Raw genomic sequence first — 15,631 nt, forward strand, 5'->3', positions numbered from 1 at the left:
GCCGACAGCATCGGAATCCTTTGACCGTACAGGTCAATTGTCGCTTGCAGTAAGGGAGTTGACACCACAACGGGGTCACGGTGCCGGACCGGAGCGGCCAGGTCCGGCCGCCAGCGACTCGCCCAGCGGGGAGCGCCGGTAGAGCACCGCCCGGCCGCTGCGGGTGCGCTCCAGCAGTCCGGCCGCCGCCAGTGCCCCGAGGTGGCGGCTGACCGCGCCCGGCGTGACCCCGAGCCGCTGGGCCAGGGCGGTGGTGGTCGTCGGCGTGTCGAGCAGGCCGAGCACGCGGGCGCGGGGCACGCCGATGAGGTCCGCGAGCGCGGCCGACGCCGCCGCCGCGCCGGTGTCCGGCCCCTCGACCCGCTCGGTCCCCTCGGCCATGGTGCCGCGGCCCCGGGCCGGGTAGACCACCACCGGCGCGCCGCCCGCCGCGGCCTCGCACAGCGCACGGTCGGCGAACAGCGTGGGCATCAGGACCAGCCCGCGCCCGGCCACCGGCTCCCGCCGGGCCGGCGCGGGCGCCCCGCGCGCGCCGCCGCGGATCCGCAGCGCGCCGTCCGCCCAGGAGATCCCCGGGTCCAGGTCGGCGAAGAGCCCGACCGGGCCGCACTCGGCGAGCCGCCGCCCCCGGTAGGCGAGGTCGGCCTCCAGCACCGTCCGGGCGCGCGGCCACCAGGCGGGCTCCAGGCAGCGCGTCCAGTACTCGCCGAGCGCGGAGACCAGCCGGCCGCGCAGCGCGTACGGATCGTCGAGCAGCAGGTCGAGCACCGGCGGCAGCGGGCTCCCGTCGCACGCGTAGGCCGTCCGGAAGCCGGCGGGCAGCCGGTCGGGCGGTACGGCGGCGAGCAGCGGCAACTCGTCCTGGATGCAGGGCCGGCAGCCGCGCGGGCGCGGGGTCAGCACGTCCGGCGCGAAGCCCCTCGGCGTCACCAGGGCGTCCAGCAGTTCGGTGTCCAGGCCCGCGTAGTCGCGCGCCCAGGAGGCCGCCCAGCCACGCTGCTCGGGGAACCCGCCGGGTCGGCCGCGCAGTCGCAGGCTGCACACCGTCTCGTGCAACGGGGAGTACCCGCACCGGGTGACGGCGAGGTCCTCCACCCCCAGGAGATAGACCATCACCGGATCCACGCTAGGAGGGCACCCGAGGCTTGGGAACACCCGCGCGACCGCCGGTCCTGCCCCGGGAATCCCCTCCCGTTCCGGCCCGAACCGGTGGCATCATGGCTCCCATGAGCGAGCCCGACACCGAGTGGATCACCATCGCCGCCCACCGGAGCCTGCCCGGCCGTCCCACCCTGCCGGCCGTCGTCCGCGCCTGACTGCGTGACCGGGGCATCGACTGGATGCCGTTCTCCGAGGGCGCCGTGCGCTACGGCCTGACCTGCGGGACCGGCCCGGACGGCCGCCGGCAGTGCCGGGTCGAGGTTCAGGTCGCCGCCGAGGCGCTGCGCCCGCTCGGGCTCCACCCCGAGCAGCCCTCCGCCACCGTCGACGGACCGTCCCCGCCCGGCTGGTGGCACGCGGAGGCGGAGCGCCGCGCCCGCCGCTGAGGTCAGCCCGCCCCCGGCACCCCGCCGCCGTCACCGTCGCCGGCACCGGCGCCTCCACCGAGGCCGGCGCCGGCGTCATCCAGGCCGAACCGCACCGCCGCCGCCCGGGACCTTGAGACCGCGTCCAGCAGCAGCACGGACGAGGCCTCGGGCGTCGGCATCGGCCCGGCCGACCGCGCCTGCCGGGGGAAGGCGGCCAACAGCCGCTCCAGGCCCCGGTGGTGGCGGGCGAACACCCGGGCGGAGGCGTGCCGGCCGCGGGCCCGCTGGCCGTCCAGCGCGGTGGCCGCGCCGACGTCCAGCAGCACCAGGTGCAGCTCGCGGCCCCGGCGGCCCGCCTCCCGGGCGAGCCAGCGCCGCATCCAGGCGCGGCTGCCGCAGTCGTGCACCAGCAGCGGACCGCCGCGCCGCACCGAGGCGCGCAGCAGCCGGAAGTGCTCCAGCCGCGCCCACGGCCGGTACACCGCGTACGGCAGGCCGGCCGGCATCACCGCCTCGCAGGCCTCGTGCACCGTCCGCGGGTCCACCGCGCGCACCGCCGCCCCGGACCACCGGCGCAGCAACGTGCTCTTCCCGGCGCCCGGCAGGCCCGACACCACCACCACGGCATCGGCCGGGTAGGCCACCACGAAGCCCGCCCCGGCCTCGCCCCGCAGGTCCACCACCCCGCGCGGCACCACGACCGCATCCACTCCGCTGCCCACCGGTCTCCCCGTTCACGTCCGACCGGGAACCCTAACAATCCCGGCCGGCCCGCCCGGCCGGCCCCCGCGGTACCCGCCGCCGGGCCGGGCCCGGACCCGTACGGCGCCCGCGCTCCCGGCGCCCGGCTCCCGAGTACCCGGCGCCCGGCTCCGGCCGGTCGGCGATGCTCGTGGGGCTCCGGTCGACCGCCGTGCATCTCCGGGGCCGCCCGTCCACTAGGCTGACGCACCCTCAGAAAGGGGGCAGGGCCGTGGTCGAGACGGGTCCGACGTACACCGGGCTGGTACTGGACGGGCTGGCGCGGGATCCGGGGCGGGTGGCGATCCGGTCCGGGGACGGCACCGCGCTCACCGCGCAGGCCTGCCTGGACGCGGTCCACCGCGGCGCCCGGGCGCTGGCACGGGTCGGGCTGGGGCGCGGGGACGGCGTGACGGTGCTGGCCGGGAACCGGCCGGAGGCGCTGCTGGTCCGACTGTCCGCGAACCTGCTGGGCTGCCGGGTGGCCATGCCGTACCCCGACGGGCCGGTCCTGGAGCAGGTGGCGCTGGCCGAGTTCGCCGGGACGTCGGCGCTGGTCTTCGATCCGCTGCGCTGCCGGGCCGCGGCCGAAGGGATCGCGCGCGCCGTGCCCGGAGCCCGCCTCCTCGCCCTCGGCCCGGCACCGCTGGGGCTCGGGGAGGACCTGCTGGACCTCGCCGCCGACTGCTCCCCCGCCCCGCTCGAACCCCGGTACCGGCCGGAGGACGTGATGGCGGTGCGCTTCACCGGCGGCACCACCGGCCGGCCGAAAGGCGTGCTGCGCCGCTTCGCCCGGCCGCCGCGCCCACCGCTGCTGTCCGGCTCGACCTTCCTGCTCTGCACGCCGCTCTGCCACGGCGGCGGGACGACGGCGGACCTCGCGCTGGCCGCGGGCGGCACGGTGGTGCTGCAGGACGGGTTCGACGCCGGGTCCGTGCTGGCGTCGGTGGAGCGGTACCGGGTGTCCCGGTTGTACCTGCCGCCGCACCTGCTCTACCGGCTGCTGGACCACCCGCTGCTGCCCGTGACCGACACCGGCAGTCTGCGGCGCGTCGGCTACACCGGCTGCCGGCCGTCGCCGCGGCGGCTGGCGGAGGCGACCCGGCGGCTGGGCCGGGTCCTGCACCAGACCTACAGCCTGACGGAGTGCGGGCCGGTCGCCCGGCTGAGCCCGGACGAGCACCTGGACCCGCGGCTGCTGTCCACCGCCGGCCGGCCGTACCCGGACACCGGGGTGCGGATCCTGGACGAGGACGGTGCGCCGCTGCCGCCCGGCCGGACCGGGGAGATCTGCGTCCGGACGCCGACCGCCATGGTCGGCTACTGGCGCGATCCGGAGTCGACCGCCCGGGTGCTGCGCGAGGGCTGGCTGCACACCGGCGACCTGGGCAGCCTGGACGCGGCCGGCTATCTGACGGTGGCCGGGCGGCGGGATCCGATGGCGATCGTCGAGGGGCACAATGTGTTCCCCAGCGAGGTGGAGGAGCCGCTGCGCGCCCACCCGGACGTCCGGGAGGCGGTGATGTTCACGACCACCGACCCGGACCGGCTGGAGCGCGTCCACGCGGCGGTGGCCCTGGCGGACGGCTCCCGGACGACGGCGGACCAACTGCGGCGCTGGAGCCGGGAGCACGGCACACGGTGCGCGCCGGACACCGTCCTACTGCTGCCCGCCATCCCGTTGAACGGCCTCGGGAAGCCGGACCTCGGCCTCCTGCGCGCCCTGACGGACGCCGAAGCCCGCACGGCGGACGGCGCCCTGACGGACACCGACGACACCGGCCGGGCCGCCGCCACCGCAGGGGCGTGCGAAGGAGCGTGACGCGCCCCGCGAGTGCTCCGAGCGCCCACACGGGCAACCTCTCGCGCGGCACCCGGCGGGAAAACCGTCCGTGGGCACTCGACCGTGCGGGCCCACCTGCCGATACCTCCCGGGCAACGTTCCCCGCACCGTACCCGGGAGGCACGACCTTGACCTGGCTCCGCGTCCTGACCGCAGTGGGCATCCTCGCCGTGGCGGCCAGTGCCCTGATCGTCTTCGCCCGGTGCACGGCCGCCCCCCGCGGCGAGCGTGCCGCCCCGGAGGCGCCGTCCGATCTCCGGACGGACGCCGAGGACAGCGGCCTCTTCCGGCGGATGGGCGACGGCTGACGCCGCCCACCCGCCGGAGGGCGGTCAGTGCCCCGCGATGTCGTCCGGGCGCACCTCGATGTGGTCGGCCGCGAGGTCGACCGCGACGCGGTGCTCCATGCCCAGCGCCTCCAGGAACTTGACCGGCAGCTGGACCCGTCCGGTGCGGTCCAGCATCACGTACTCGCGCTCGTTCACCGACTCCTCGCCGTGCTCGTCCGTCACGGTGCGGCGCAGCACCTCGCTGCTGGTCCGCCCGTCCCGGATGGCGACCGTGCGGCGCACCTCGCCCGCCACCATCGGGTCGTGGGTGACGATGACGACGGTGGCGCCGAGTTCGCGGTTGACGGTGCGGAAGGCCTCGAAGATCACTCCCGCGGTCTCGGAGTCCAGCTCACCGGTGGGCTCGTCGGCGAGCAGCACCGGCGGGTTGTTGGCCATCGCCACCGCGATCGCCACCCGCTGCTGCTGGCCGCCGGAGAGCTCGGAGGGGCGCCGGCGGGCGAGGTCGCCGATCTCCAGCGCCTCCATCAACTCGGCTACCCGGGCAGTCTGTTGCTTCGATCCGCCGGCGCCCGACCGGCGGCCGCGCAGCTGCATGGGCAGGGCGATGTTCTCGGCGGCGGTGAGGAACGGCAGCAGGTTGCGGGCGGTCTGCTGCCAGATGAAGCCGACCACCTCGCGCCGGTAGCGCAGCCGCTCCTTGGCGGACATCTCCAGCAGGTCGCAGCCGGCCACGGTGGCGGTGCCGGCGGTCGGCACGTCCAGCCCGGCGAGGATGGTGAGCAGGGTGGACTTGCCGCTGCCGGAGGCGCCGACCAGGGCGACCAGGTCGCCCTGCCGGATGGTCAGTTCCAGGCCCTGGAGCGCCTGGACCTCGACGCCCTCGGTACTGAAGATCCGGACCAGCCGGTCGCAGACGATGGCCGCGCCCTCGCCGTACGCCTTGGGCGAGGCGGCGGCGAGCGCCCGCTGCCGGAGTTCCTGCAGGCTGGGGGTCGCGACGGCCGTCGGCCCCTGGGGGGTGCTGTTCACCGCTCGTCTCCTGTCTCGACGGTCTGGCTGCTACCGACGGTTCCGCCGGTTCGGACGGTTTCACCGGCACGGCCGGTTTCGCGGGTACGGACGGTTTCGCGGGTACGGACGGTTTCGCGGGTACGGACGGTTTGGCGGGCAAGGACGGCCCCGCCGGGCCGGCTCCCGGCGTCCTCCACTGCCGCGGCCCGCGCCGCGGGTTCCGCCGTCACGCCTGTTCCCCCGCCCGCAGTTCGGTGGCGATCTGGCGCCGGCCGGCGATCAGCGTCTCCAGCACCACCCCGAGGCCGACCAGCAGGGCCAGGCCCGCGGTGGGCAGCAGCACCGGCATCAGCGCGGGGGTGATGACCTCCCCGACCCTGGCGCCGACCAGCGTCGAGATGTCGAAGCCGCCGCCCAGCAGGGCGACCGCCGCCACCGCGACCAGCCCGCCGCCGATGGCCGCCGCCAGGGTCTGCGGCAGCGCCTCGATGACGATCAGCGCCAGGCCCTGACGGGGCCGCAGGCCCATGGTGCGCAGCCGGGCGAGCACGGCCGTACGGTCGGGCGCGGCCCGGAACAGCGTGAGCAGGACGGCGAGCAGGGCGTACCCGGCTCCGGCGGCGGCCGCGTACCAGAACAGCCGACCGGCGGCGTGCTGCAGCGGGTCGTCGCCGAGGGTGGCGGCGGTCTCCCGGCTGCTGTGCACGGTGTATCCGGCGGGCAGGCCGTGGGTGGCCTTGCCGCCGGCCGCGGCGTCGTCCGCGATCAGCTTGGCCAGGCCGACCGGCCGGGCCCCGCTGTTGTCCCGCAGGGCCGTCCTGACCCCTTCGGGGTCGACGTCGCCGACGGCGAACCACTGGTTCACCCGCCTGGCGTCCGGCAGTCGCTCCCAGGCGGGGCCGGCCGGAACGACCACGAAGGGCTTTCCGGGGTCCGGCAGCGCGGGGGTAGCGCCGACCGTCGCGGCGACGGTGAGGCGCAGGTCGTTGCCGTTGGGCGTGCGCACCTGGGAGGACCCTTCGGCCAGGCGTTTGGCCAGGTCGCGGCTGACCAGGGCGGGCACCGGGGTGTCCCGGCCGCCGGCCGCCCCGGCCAGCTTCGCCGGGTCGAACTCGCCGGCTCCCAGGGTCCGGGCGATCTCTGCGTACGCCGCCGGATCGACGACCATCACCAGGTAGGCCTCGGTGTAGGTCTGGTCGGCGCCGAGGATGCGGGTCTTGGGCTCGACCCAGACCGCGGTCGAGGCGCGGACGCCCGGCAGGGCGCCGGCGGTCTTGGTGAACTCGTCGGTCAGGCCGGCGTAGCCCGGGAGGGAGACGCCGATGTCCCCGCCCGTGGCGATGCGCGCGGCGCGGGTCCGCACGTGGTCGACGGTGTCGAGCACGGTGGCGCCGAAGCCGGTCGTGGTGACGGCGATCAGCAGGGCGAGCAGCGGCAGCACGGACGGCTTGCGGCGGCCCGAGCTGTCACGGGCGGCGCGGGCCAGCCCGAGGAAGCCGATCAGGCTGCGGCCCCGGCCGGCCAGGGCCGCCAGCCAGCCGACCAGCACCGGTTCGATCCGGGCCAGCAGCAGCCCCCCGGTGACGGCGAGCAGGAGCGGGGCGGCGACCAGCAGCGGATCCACGCCGGCGTCGGCGCCGGTGCCGACGCCCCGGCGCCGGACCTCCGCCACGGCCGCGGCGGTGACCGCCAGGACGGCGAGTTCGCCGACCAGTCGGCGCCGGCCGCCGGCCGCCCGCCGGCGCGCCCACAGCAGGGCCGTCCGGGCCGGGAAGGCCAGCAGCGCGATCAGGGTCGCCACCAGGGCCGTCAGCACCGAGCGGTCCCAGCGGGGGGTGGGCAGCAGCACCAGGGCGAGGGCCGTTCCGAGCACGGCGGCCGGCAGGACGGTGACGGCGCCCTCGCCGATCAGCCGTCGCAGCACCCCGGCGGCGGAACCGCCGCGGGCCCGGAGCAGCCTGATCTCGGCGGCGCGCCGGTCGGTGGTGAGGGCGGCGGCCAGGAACAGCACCACGGTGGCGACGCCCGCCACGCCGGCCGGGCCGATCGCGCTGAGCGGCAGCGCGGCCCGGTAGCGCGCGTCCGCCCGGCTGAGGATTTCCGGCAGGTTGGAGCTGGTGTGCAGGTCGGTGCGCCCGGTCGCGCCGACCAGGGCGGTGGCGTCGCGGCCGGTCAGGAGGGAGCTGATGGCGCTGCGGGTGCGGTCGATCCGGTCGGCGTGCAGCGACGCGGGGTCGACGGGCAGCCGCCAGAAGATCTCGGCGCTCGAACCCCAGTGCGCCATCGCCGGCAGGCTGCCGCCGTCGACGAACCCGCTGGTCGTCCAGTGCTCGTTGTCGGGGTCGGTCCGCAGGCAGGCGCGGACCGAACAGCCTAGGTCGTCCCAGAACGGGTCCAGGGGGTCGTTGGCCTGGTAGAAGCCGACCACCACGGTGGTCCGCTTGACGCCCGAGCCCTCCTCGCCGTTGTCGATGACGTCGCCGAGCTTGATGCGGATCGTCTCGGCGGCCTTCTTGCTGATCACGATCGGCAGCGGGCTGCCGGTGACGCCGGGGGTCGGCCAGGTGCCGTCGGTGAGGGTGGCCCGGCCCGGCAGTTCGTGCAGGTAGAGCAGGCTGAGGTCCGGGAGGGCCTTCTCCGCGATCCGGGCGTATCCCGGGTTGCCCATGGTGCGGGGGCTCAGGGCGCGGGCGCCGTGGGCCTCGCCCGACCGGTCCGGCGTGAGTGCACGGCCGACCGTCTCGACCAGGGTCTGCTGCACCCGGTCGAGCTTTCCCGCGTCGTCGTCGGCGAGGACCTTGGAGGTGGTCTGCAGGCTGCTCTGGACGAGGCCCTTCTGGCGGACGAAGTCCTGGAGCGCCGCGTCCGCGCCCCGGTCCGCGATGCGGGGGAAGGCCGCGGCCAGGAACACCGTGACGAGCGTGAGGGCCGCCATGAGCAGCGCGGCGAGCGGGTTCGCCCGCAGCCTGGTGCGGACCCAGCCGGCGGGGCGGTGGGCGGTGTCGGTGGTGGGCACGCGGGTGCCGGCCTGGGTGGTCACATCTCCTCCACGTGGCGCAGCCGATTGGCCACGTCTCGACGGCGACGTCCGATGAGGAAGGCCGACAGCAGCGGGGCGACGGCGATCGCCGCCGCGAACAGCAGGGCCTGGCCGACGGGCAGCGTGATCAGCGCCTCGGGCCTCGGACGGCGGGCGGCGGGCGTCAGGACGACGAACGGGACGATCAGGTGGACGAGCAGGGCGCCGAGGGCCAGTCCGACGACCCCGCCGAGTCCGACCAGCAGCGCCTGTTCGGCGGCGACGGTGCGGGTGACCTGCTTGCGCGGCGCGCCCAGGGCGAGCAGCAGCGCGGAGTCCCGGGCTCGCTCGTGGGCGGAGCCGGCCACGGCGGCGACGAAGCCGATCGCGGCGAGCAGGGCGGTGACCAGCGCGATGGCCATCAGCGCGTTCTGCGGGGCGGCGCCCACCGGGTCGCTGAGCATCCCCTCGGAGACCTCGTCGTACAGCCGGACGTCCTGGGAGCCCGGGGCGGCCCGCAGCGCGGCGGCCAGCTCGGCCGGGGCGCGGTCGCCCGGCGCGGCGGCGGGCAGCCACCACTCGGCGCGGCTGGGCAGGGTGCGGCCCTGGGCGGCCAACAGGCGCGCGGTGGTGGCCAGGTCGACGACCAGGGCGTCGGGCCCGGTCGCCGGCACGGCCGGGACCGCCCCGGTGATCCTGACCTGGACGACGGCGCCGGCGATCGGCACCCGGACGACGTCGCCGACCGAGGCGCCGACGAGCTTCAGGTAGTCCCGGGTGGCGACGCCGCTCAGGACGTTCGGCGCCTCCGCGCCCGCGATGCCGACGACGGCCCGCAGGGGGACCTTCTCCGAGGCGTAGTCGACGGTGATCAGCCGCGCGGCGTCGGCCGGTTCGGGCCGTACGGTGACGGGCGGCGCGGCTCCGGGCCGCAGGGCCGGTCCGTCGACCACGCCCCCCTTCCAGGAGAGGCCGGCCGGTACCGGGACGTCGGTCGCGGGCCCGTCCGCGCTGTCCGAGACGGCCAGCCGGCCGACGGTCACCTCTCCGACGACCCGGTCGCCGAAGGAGACGGTCGCCCCGACCAGGGTCAGCGGCGCGGCGGCGGCGCCCACCGGGGCGTCGACGAGCGCGCTCAGCGGGGCCGAGACGCGCTGCTCGCCGCTGGCCGGGAGGTCGACGAACGGGGCCTTGTGGACGTAGCCGAAGCGGTCCCGCAGCAGCAGCGTCACTTCCGGCGGGGACGGGAGCGGCGGGCGCGCGCTGCTGGTGTCGAACACCTGCCGGAGGGCCAGGTCGGCGTCGATCCGCAGCGGACGGCCGGGCAGGGGGACGCCGGCCTGTGCGCCGGTCGGCGCGGGCTGGGCGAGCGTGCCGAACACCTTCGCCGGGTCGGCCCCGCCGAGCAGGTCGGCGCGGAACGGGACGCGGCCGGCGAGGGCGGCGGAGTCCACCGCGAGGATCTGGCCGGTGCCGTTCGACAGCGTCTGCTCCTCGCGGTCGACCGGGATCAGCCGGTCGCCACCGGGCAGTGCGTCGTAGTGGCCGCCCTGGCCCATCAGCGAGGTGCGCGCGGCGGAGACGCGCAGGCCGCCGGCCGTGTCGAAGGAGGCCTGGTCGCGCTGGGAGGCGGTCCAGGTGGCGTGCTGGCCGAGCGCGAGCACTCCGGTGGCCACGGCCATCACCAGCAGCAGCACCGGTCCGGTGGCCCGGGCGGGCTGACGGGCCAGCTGCCAGCCGACCATGGCCGGGCCGAGGCCGTCGCCGCGGGCGGCGACCCGGGCGCCCAGCCGGGCGACCACGGGCAGCAGCCGCAGCACGATCAGGGTGCCCGCGCACAGTGCCAGGGTGGGGGTGGCGACCAGCAGCGGGTCGACGCCGAGGTCGCCGGAGGAGTCGGCGGACAGCCCGCCGCCGTACTGGTCGAGTTGCTGGTAGGCGAGCGCGGCCAGGGCGAGCACCGCGAGGTCACCGCCGTTGCGGGCGATGCCGGAGACCACCGCCTGGCGGCGGCCGGCCCGGCGGCGCAGGGCGGCGCCGGCGCCGCGCAGCAGGCTCGGCACGGTGGCCAGGACGACGCAGCCGACGGCGCAGACCAGGGCCACCGGCCAGAGCGTCCAGCGCAGTTGGGTGTCCAGGGCGACCTGGTGGGACCGGCCGAGGCCGGCCAGGACGCGGACCAGGAACGGTGTGAGCACGGGGGCGAGCACCGCGGCGGGGAGGGCGAGCAGCACCGACTCCAGAGCGGTGAAGCCGCCGAGCCGGCTGCCGGAGGCGCCGCGGGCGGCGAGCAGTTCGTTCTCCCGCTCCTGGCGAGCCGAGATCAGCCGGACGACCAGCAGCAGGGCCGCCGCGGCGAGCACGGCGAGTTGCAGGGCGCCGATCAGCAGGGTCGACCTGGCGACCATCAGACTGGCCTTCAACTCACGGACCACATCCGGGAGTTCCGTGCTCGCGGCGAGGCCGGAGGTCTTCCGCAGATCGTCGGCCAGGAGCTGGGCCCGGCCGCCGATGGCCTCGGCCGCGCCCTGGTCGACGCCCGCGAAGTCGGCGTCGAGCAGCCAGCCGCGGCTGCTCTGCGGCAGGCCGCCCGCGGTGAAGGCACTCGGGTCGACCAGCATCGGGCCGTAGGTGGTGAACCCGCCGGTCTGGATCTCGTGACCGCCGACCGGGTCGATGTGCCAGTACGGGGCGAACGGGTCGGCGGCCCGGTAGGTGCCGGTGATCCGGACGGTCAGCGGCTTGCCGTCCACCCGGTCGGCGAGCCGGACGTCCGTGGGCAGGGCCTGGGCCGTCAGGCCGAGGCGGGCCAACACGGCCTGCGGGACGGCGACCTGCGGAGCGGCGGACTGGACCGGCCCGCCGACGGCCTCGGGCCAGGCGCCGGCGGTGAGCCGCACCCGGGTGCGGTCGAGGTCGGCGAGGACCGTCAGGTCGACCTTGGCCGCGCCGGACTGACCGGCCGTCGCGCTTCCGGCCGGGGCGGCGTCGCCGCCGCCCGGGAGGCCGTAGGAGCGGCTGCGCAGCAGGCTGTCGGTGTGGACGGGCAGCCCGCCGAAGAGCTTCTGCCGGTAGGAGGCGAGCGCCTCCTCGTCCTTCTGCCGTTCTTCGAGGCCGTGTTCGGCGGTCACCACCACGGTGGTCCGGGCATGGCCCGGCCCCTGGAGCGTTTGCCGCAGACCCGCCTGACCGACGCCGCTGTTGAAGGTCACCAGGGCGGTCAGCACCGCCGTGGTGATCAGTACCGTCAGCAGGACGGCAGCAGCCAGCGGCAGTCGTCCGCGCAGTCTGCGCACGACGAAGCCGAGCATCGAGTTCCTCCCCCGGATTACGTCCCCGGTAGCGTCGACCGGCCCCGCCCATCGATCCGTTCCGGGCACAAATCGGCCACGGGCGGACACTTCGAGGGCGCACCGGCGCATTGATCACCGGCATTCGATCACCGGATAGCGGACGATGCTGTCAGAAACAGTCCAGGAACGGAAGGGACTTGCGCGAATCAAGTAAGCAGTGAGCAAATTCCATCATTGATAGCATCCCGGCCGGGATGCCCCATTGAAATGCCATGCACACTTCACAACTCCGGCTCCGTCACGCTCCTTCGACCGGCACACACTCCGTCCGCGCGGATTCCGTTCCCGGAATCCTGAACCCGCGGAGCCGCCGCACCCGTAGAGCCGAACGGAACCGGGCAACCACGCCCACTGGGGGGACGACGCATGACGCAGGACCAGGCCGCCACCGTCACCGCCACGACCACCGCGCCGATGGTGGCCGTGACCGATCTCCGACGCAGCTTCGGCACCGGCGAGCGGGCCGTGCACGCCCTGCGCGGCGTCTCCTTCACGATCGGCCGCGGCGAACTCACCGCGCTCAAGGGCCGCTCCGGCTCCGGCAAGACCACCCTGCTCAACCTGGTCGGCGGCCTGGACTCCCCCACCGCCGGCGGCATCTCCCTCGACGGCATCGACCTCGGCGGGCTGAACGAGGACGGACGGCTCGCCCTGCGGCGGGAACGGATCGGCTTCGTCTTCCAGTCCTTCGGGCTGATCCCGATGCTCACCGCCGCCGAGAACGTCGGCGTGCCGATGCGGCTGCGCAAGGTCGCGGCGGCCGCGCGCGAGGAGCGGGCGCACACCCTGCTGGCCCTGGTCGGCCTGGCCGACCACGCCAACCAGCGCCCCGGCGAACTCTCCGGCGGCCAGCAGCAGCGCGTCGCCATCGCCCGCGCGCTGGCCAACGAGCCGGGCCTGATCATCGCCGACGAGCCGACCGGCCAGCTGGACTCGGAGACCGGCCGCTCGATCATGGAGCTGCTGCGCGCGGTGGTGCGCAGCGAGGGCGTCACGGTGCTGGTCGCCACCCACGACCCGACGCTGATGGAACTCGCCGACCGCGTGATCGAGCTCCGGGACGGGCGGATCGTCGAGGCGGAGGCGGAGCAGGCCGCGTAAATCGCGGGAATCCGATCCGATCGGCAGCCGGCTGGTTCGTGTGCCGACCCGGCAATTCGACCGGGGAAGAGCTGCGGGGAGAGGGTGTGACGATTCGCCACCCCGTCCCCCAGGATGTTCGACGGCGATCTTCCACTGATTTCCCCGAAAGCTCAGGGAGTTCCAGGAGTGCTCCGGACCGGAAAAACGGTTGTGGTGGCCGGCGCCCGCCGACCACCACAACCGTCACCTCGATTCGTGAGGCCCGGGGATTCTCAGGCCCTCAGGCCTTCACGCCTTCAGGCCCTCACACGTCCGGGCCTTCAGACCGCCGGGAAGATCTCCGCGTCCGGCTTCAGCAGCTGGCCCGGCTTCGGCGCGGTGCCGTCCACCAGGTAGCGGGTGACCAGGTCGTTCAGCGCCTTGCTCCGGCCGACGGCGCAGTGCTCGATCGAGTCGACGCTGACCAGCACCGCGTTGCCCAGCTCCTGCTGCATCCGCTGCGCGAACTTGTACTGGGTCGCCGGGTCGTAGAGGTTGCCGATGACCATCACGGTGTTGGAGGTCTTCTTGTTCCACGGGCCGGAGAAGCGCTCGGCGTCCCGGGCCGGGGCCGGCCAGCTGGCGCAGGCGGGCGCGTCGAAGGCCTGGTAGCGGCCGAAGGTCGGCGACTCCTGCTCCCAGGTCTTGGCCACGTTGGCGAACACGCGGTCGTTCGACGGGTACGGCTTGTCCTGGCAGTTGACGCCCATGTAGGAGTCGTCGGCGGTGTACTCGGAGTCCGCCGGGGCCTCCCGCAGCGCCCGCGGCAGGTTCACGGTGAGGAGGTTGGCGTCCTCCTCCGCGACGTTCGCCTTCGGGGCCAGCAGGGTGGCGGCGTTCGGCTTCTGCAGCACCTGGTACGTCGCCTGCAGCGACTTGGCCAGCGGGGCCAGCTTGGCCTGCGAGTACAGCGCGCCGGCGACCTCGCTGGTGAAGCTGGACAGCGTCACCTGGGTGCCGTTCGCCAGCGTGATCGGGCTGGTCCGCAGGTGGTCGCGGAGCTCGTCGAACTTGGCCCGGGTGTCGCCCTCGCCGAAGGCGCAGCGCGGGGCGCCGGCCGCCTGGCAGCGCTTCAGGAACTCGTCCAGGGCCAGCTCGAAGCCGCCCGCGCGCTGGCGGTCGTACTCCAGGCCGTTGTGCAGGCGCAGGTTGGGGTCGACGTTGCCGTCGATGATGACCGCGCGGACCTTGTTCGGGTACATGTTCGCGTACGTCGAACCGATCAGGGTGCCGTAGGAGAAGCCGGCGAAGGTGAGCTGGGAGTCACCGACGGCGCGGCGCATCCGGTCGAGGTCGCGCACCACGTTGATGGTCGACATGTGCTCGATCAGCGGGCCGGCGTTCTTGCTGCAGGCGTCCGTGTAGTCCTGGTCCGCGTCCAGCGTCTCGTTGACCTCGGCCTTGGTGACCGGAACGCCGACCATGCGGTTGTTGACCGCGTCGGCGTCCTCCTGGGTCTTGAAGCACTTGAGCGGGTTGCTCCGGGCCACGCCGCGGGGGTCGAAGCCGACCAGGTCGAACTTCGCCTGCACCTCGGGGCCGAAGCGGCTGGTCGTCGCCCACAGGTAGCCGCTGCCGCCCGGGCCGCCCGGGTTGAGGAACAGCGAGCCGATCCGCTTCGACGGGTCGCTCGCCCGGCGCCGCATCATCGCGATGCCGATCTTCTCGCCCGACGGGTTGTCGTAGTCCAGCGGCACGGGGTAGACGGCGCAGTCGTAGATGCCCGGGTCCGGCTTGCTCGGGTCGGGGTTGCACGGGGTCCAGGCAACGGGGTCGACCTTCGCCTCGGCCAGGCCCGGGGCCTGGTCGACCGGCGCCGCCGACGCGGCGACGGCGGAACCGGTGACAAGTGCGAGAGCGCAGGCGACCGCTCCGGCCATCGTGGATATGCGGGACAAGGAACCTCCTCGGTCCTGAAAAGGGCTGCCCCAGACTGTCAGTCGGAGATCTCCGTGTGAAGACCTCGGGGCAGCGCAAATTCTCCGCACACCATTCCGTTGACCGCAGATTATTCTGTGAATGAACCGACTTGACGGTTGGTTGACCTGACGATTGGTCAATCGAGGTCGATCCGCGCGGTCGCCGCCGGGTACGGGGGCGAGGGCGGGGGCGAGGGCGGGGTCAGACCGCGGCCGCCCCGCGCAGCGCGGCCGCCACCAGCCCCCGGATCTCGTCGGCCCCGGGCTCTCCCCCGCCCACCAGACGGTCGAAGACCAGACCGTCGATGCAGGCGAGCAGCGTGGCGGTCCGTCCGTCCGGGTCCGACACGCCCCGCTCGGCGAGGAAGGCCCGGACGGCGGCGCGGCCCGCGTTCTCCCGCGGCACGAGGATCTCCCGCAGTTCGGGATCGCGCACGCTCTCCACCGCGCACGCGTAGCGCGCCAGCGAGCGCCGCCGCCCCTCCCCGGACAGCCGACGCCGCATCAACTCAGCTATGCCATCGACCAGTTCCTCCACGGAGCGGACGGGCACCAGCTCGCCCATGACCTGCAGCTCCCCCTGGTCCAGCTCCACGAGCCGGCGCACCAGCGCGGTGAGCAGCGCCTGCCGGGTCCGCAGGTAGGCCGAGGTGGTGCCGGTCGGCAGCCCCGCCGCCGCGTCCACCGCCCGGTGGGTCAGCCCGCGCACCCCCAGGTCCGCGAGCACCCCGATCGCCGCGTCCGCCAACACCGTCCGCCGGTCCGGCCGCCCCTGCTCCTCGTCTCTGCGCATCCCCCCTT

Annotated in this window: 11 protein-coding genes; 4 read left to right on the forward strand and 7 right to left on the reverse strand. The window is 75.0% G+C overall.

The features are described 5' to 3' along the window. Window positions 1–75: 75 nt before the first annotated feature. Entirely contained in the window at window positions 76–1,113 is a 1,038-nt protein-coding gene (locus ABT048_RS07080; protein WP_350520271.1) for a helix-turn-helix domain-containing protein, read from the reverse strand. Between the two features lie 227 nt (window positions 1,114–1,340). On the opposite strand from ABT048_RS07080, the gene ABT048_RS07085 reads away from it, so the two are divergent. Further along, window positions 1,341–1,547 carry a hypothetical protein gene (locus ABT048_RS07085; RefSeq protein ID WP_350520272.1) on the forward strand — a complete coding sequence of 69 codons (207 nt, stop codon included), beginning with the start codon at window positions 1,341–1,343 and terminating at the stop codon, window positions 1,545–1,547. Window positions 1,548–1,549: 2 nt separating this feature from the next. Here the strand turns inward: ABT048_RS07085 and ABT048_RS07090 are convergent, their stop codons facing one another. Then, complete coding sequence (locus tag ABT048_RS07090; protein WP_350520273.1) at window positions 1,550–2,251, reverse strand: AAA family ATPase; 702 nt, start codon at window positions 2,249–2,251, stop codon at window positions 1,550–1,552. 251 nt (window positions 2,252–2,502) lie between these two features. On the opposite strand from ABT048_RS07090, the gene ABT048_RS07095 reads away from it, so the two are divergent. Continuing rightward, on the forward strand, window positions 2,503–4,092 hold the full coding sequence (locus ABT048_RS07095; protein WP_350520274.1) for an AMP-binding protein: 1,590 nt from the start codon (window positions 2,503–2,505) through the stop codon (window positions 4,090–4,092). A gap of 149 nt (window positions 4,093–4,241) precedes the next feature. Then, window positions 4,242–4,421 (forward strand): hypothetical protein, encoded by a 180-nt coding sequence (locus ABT048_RS07100; protein WP_350520275.1) that lies wholly within the window; start codon window positions 4,242–4,244, stop codon window positions 4,419–4,421. Window positions 4,422–4,445: 24 nt separating this feature from the next. On the opposite strand, the gene ABT048_RS07105 is transcribed toward ABT048_RS07100, so the two are convergent. From ABT048_RS07105 to ABT048_RS07115, 3 genes are all read right to left on the reverse strand, one after another. Further along, window positions 4,446–5,435 carry an ABC transporter ATP-binding protein gene (locus tag ABT048_RS07105; protein WP_350520276.1) on the reverse strand — a complete coding sequence of 330 codons (990 nt, stop codon included), beginning with the start codon at window positions 5,433–5,435 and terminating at the stop codon, window positions 4,446–4,448. Between the two features lie 208 nt (window positions 5,436–5,643). Further along, window positions 5,644–8,457, reverse strand: a complete 2,814-nt coding sequence (locus ABT048_RS07110) for a hypothetical protein (RefSeq protein ID WP_350520277.1) — start codon at window positions 8,455–8,457, stop codon at window positions 5,644–5,646. After that, on the reverse strand, window positions 8,454–11,747 hold the full coding sequence (locus ABT048_RS07115; protein ID WP_350520278.1) for an FtsX-like permease family protein: 3,294 nt from the start codon (window positions 11,745–11,747) through the stop codon (window positions 8,454–8,456). Before ABT048_RS07115 ends, ABT048_RS07110 begins: the two co-directional genes overlap by 4 nt. Before the next feature lie 408 nt (window positions 11,748–12,155). Here ABT048_RS07115 and ABT048_RS07120 point away from each other — a divergent pair, with 408 nt between their 5' ends. Continuing rightward, window positions 12,156–12,890, forward strand: coding sequence for an ABC transporter ATP-binding protein (locus ABT048_RS07120; protein WP_350520279.1), 735 nt, complete (start codon window positions 12,156–12,158; stop codon window positions 12,888–12,890). Between the two features lie 302 nt (window positions 12,891–13,192). On the opposite strand, the gene ABT048_RS07125 is transcribed toward ABT048_RS07120, so the two are convergent. Together ABT048_RS07125 and ABT048_RS07130 are read right to left on the reverse strand one after the other, a co-directional pair. After that, window positions 13,193–14,809: an alpha/beta hydrolase gene (locus ABT048_RS07125; RefSeq protein ID WP_350520280.1), complete on the reverse strand. Its 1,617-nt coding sequence runs from the start codon at window positions 14,807–14,809 to the stop codon at window positions 13,193–13,195. A gap of 223 nt (window positions 14,810–15,032) precedes the next feature. Then, a complete protein-coding gene (locus ABT048_RS07130) occupies window positions 15,033–15,623 on the reverse strand; it encodes a TetR/AcrR family transcriptional regulator (RefSeq protein ID WP_350520281.1) in 591 nt (196 codons plus the stop codon). Window positions 15,624–15,631 lie beyond the last annotated feature (8 nt).

The sequence above is a fragment of the Kitasatospora sp. NPDC096140 genome (assembly GCF_040303045.1).
Taxonomy (GTDB): domain Bacteria; phylum Actinomycetota; class Actinomycetes; order Streptomycetales; family Streptomycetaceae; genus Kitasatospora.

Bases quoted from the DNA above. Each gene is read 5' to 3' on its own strand.
- ABT048_RS07080 (WP_350520271.1), bottom strand. From the start codon at position 1,113: ATGGTCTATCTCCTGGGGGTGGAGGACCTCGCCGTCACCCGGTGCGGG.
- ABT048_RS07115 (WP_350520278.1), bottom strand. From the start codon at position 11,747: ATGCTCGGCTTCGTCGTGCGCAGACTGCGCGGACGACTGCCGCTGGCT.
- ABT048_RS07120 (WP_350520279.1), top strand. From the start codon at position 12,156: ATGACGCAGGACCAGGCCGCCACCGTCACCGCCACGACCACCGCGCCG.
- ABT048_RS07085 (WP_350520272.1), top strand. From the start codon at position 1,341: ATGCCGTTCTCCGAGGGCGCCGTGCGCTACGGCCTGACCTGCGGGACC.
- ABT048_RS07130 (WP_350520281.1), bottom strand. From the start codon at position 15,623: ATGCGCAGAGACGAGGAGCAGGGGCGGCCGGACCGGCGGACGGTGTTG.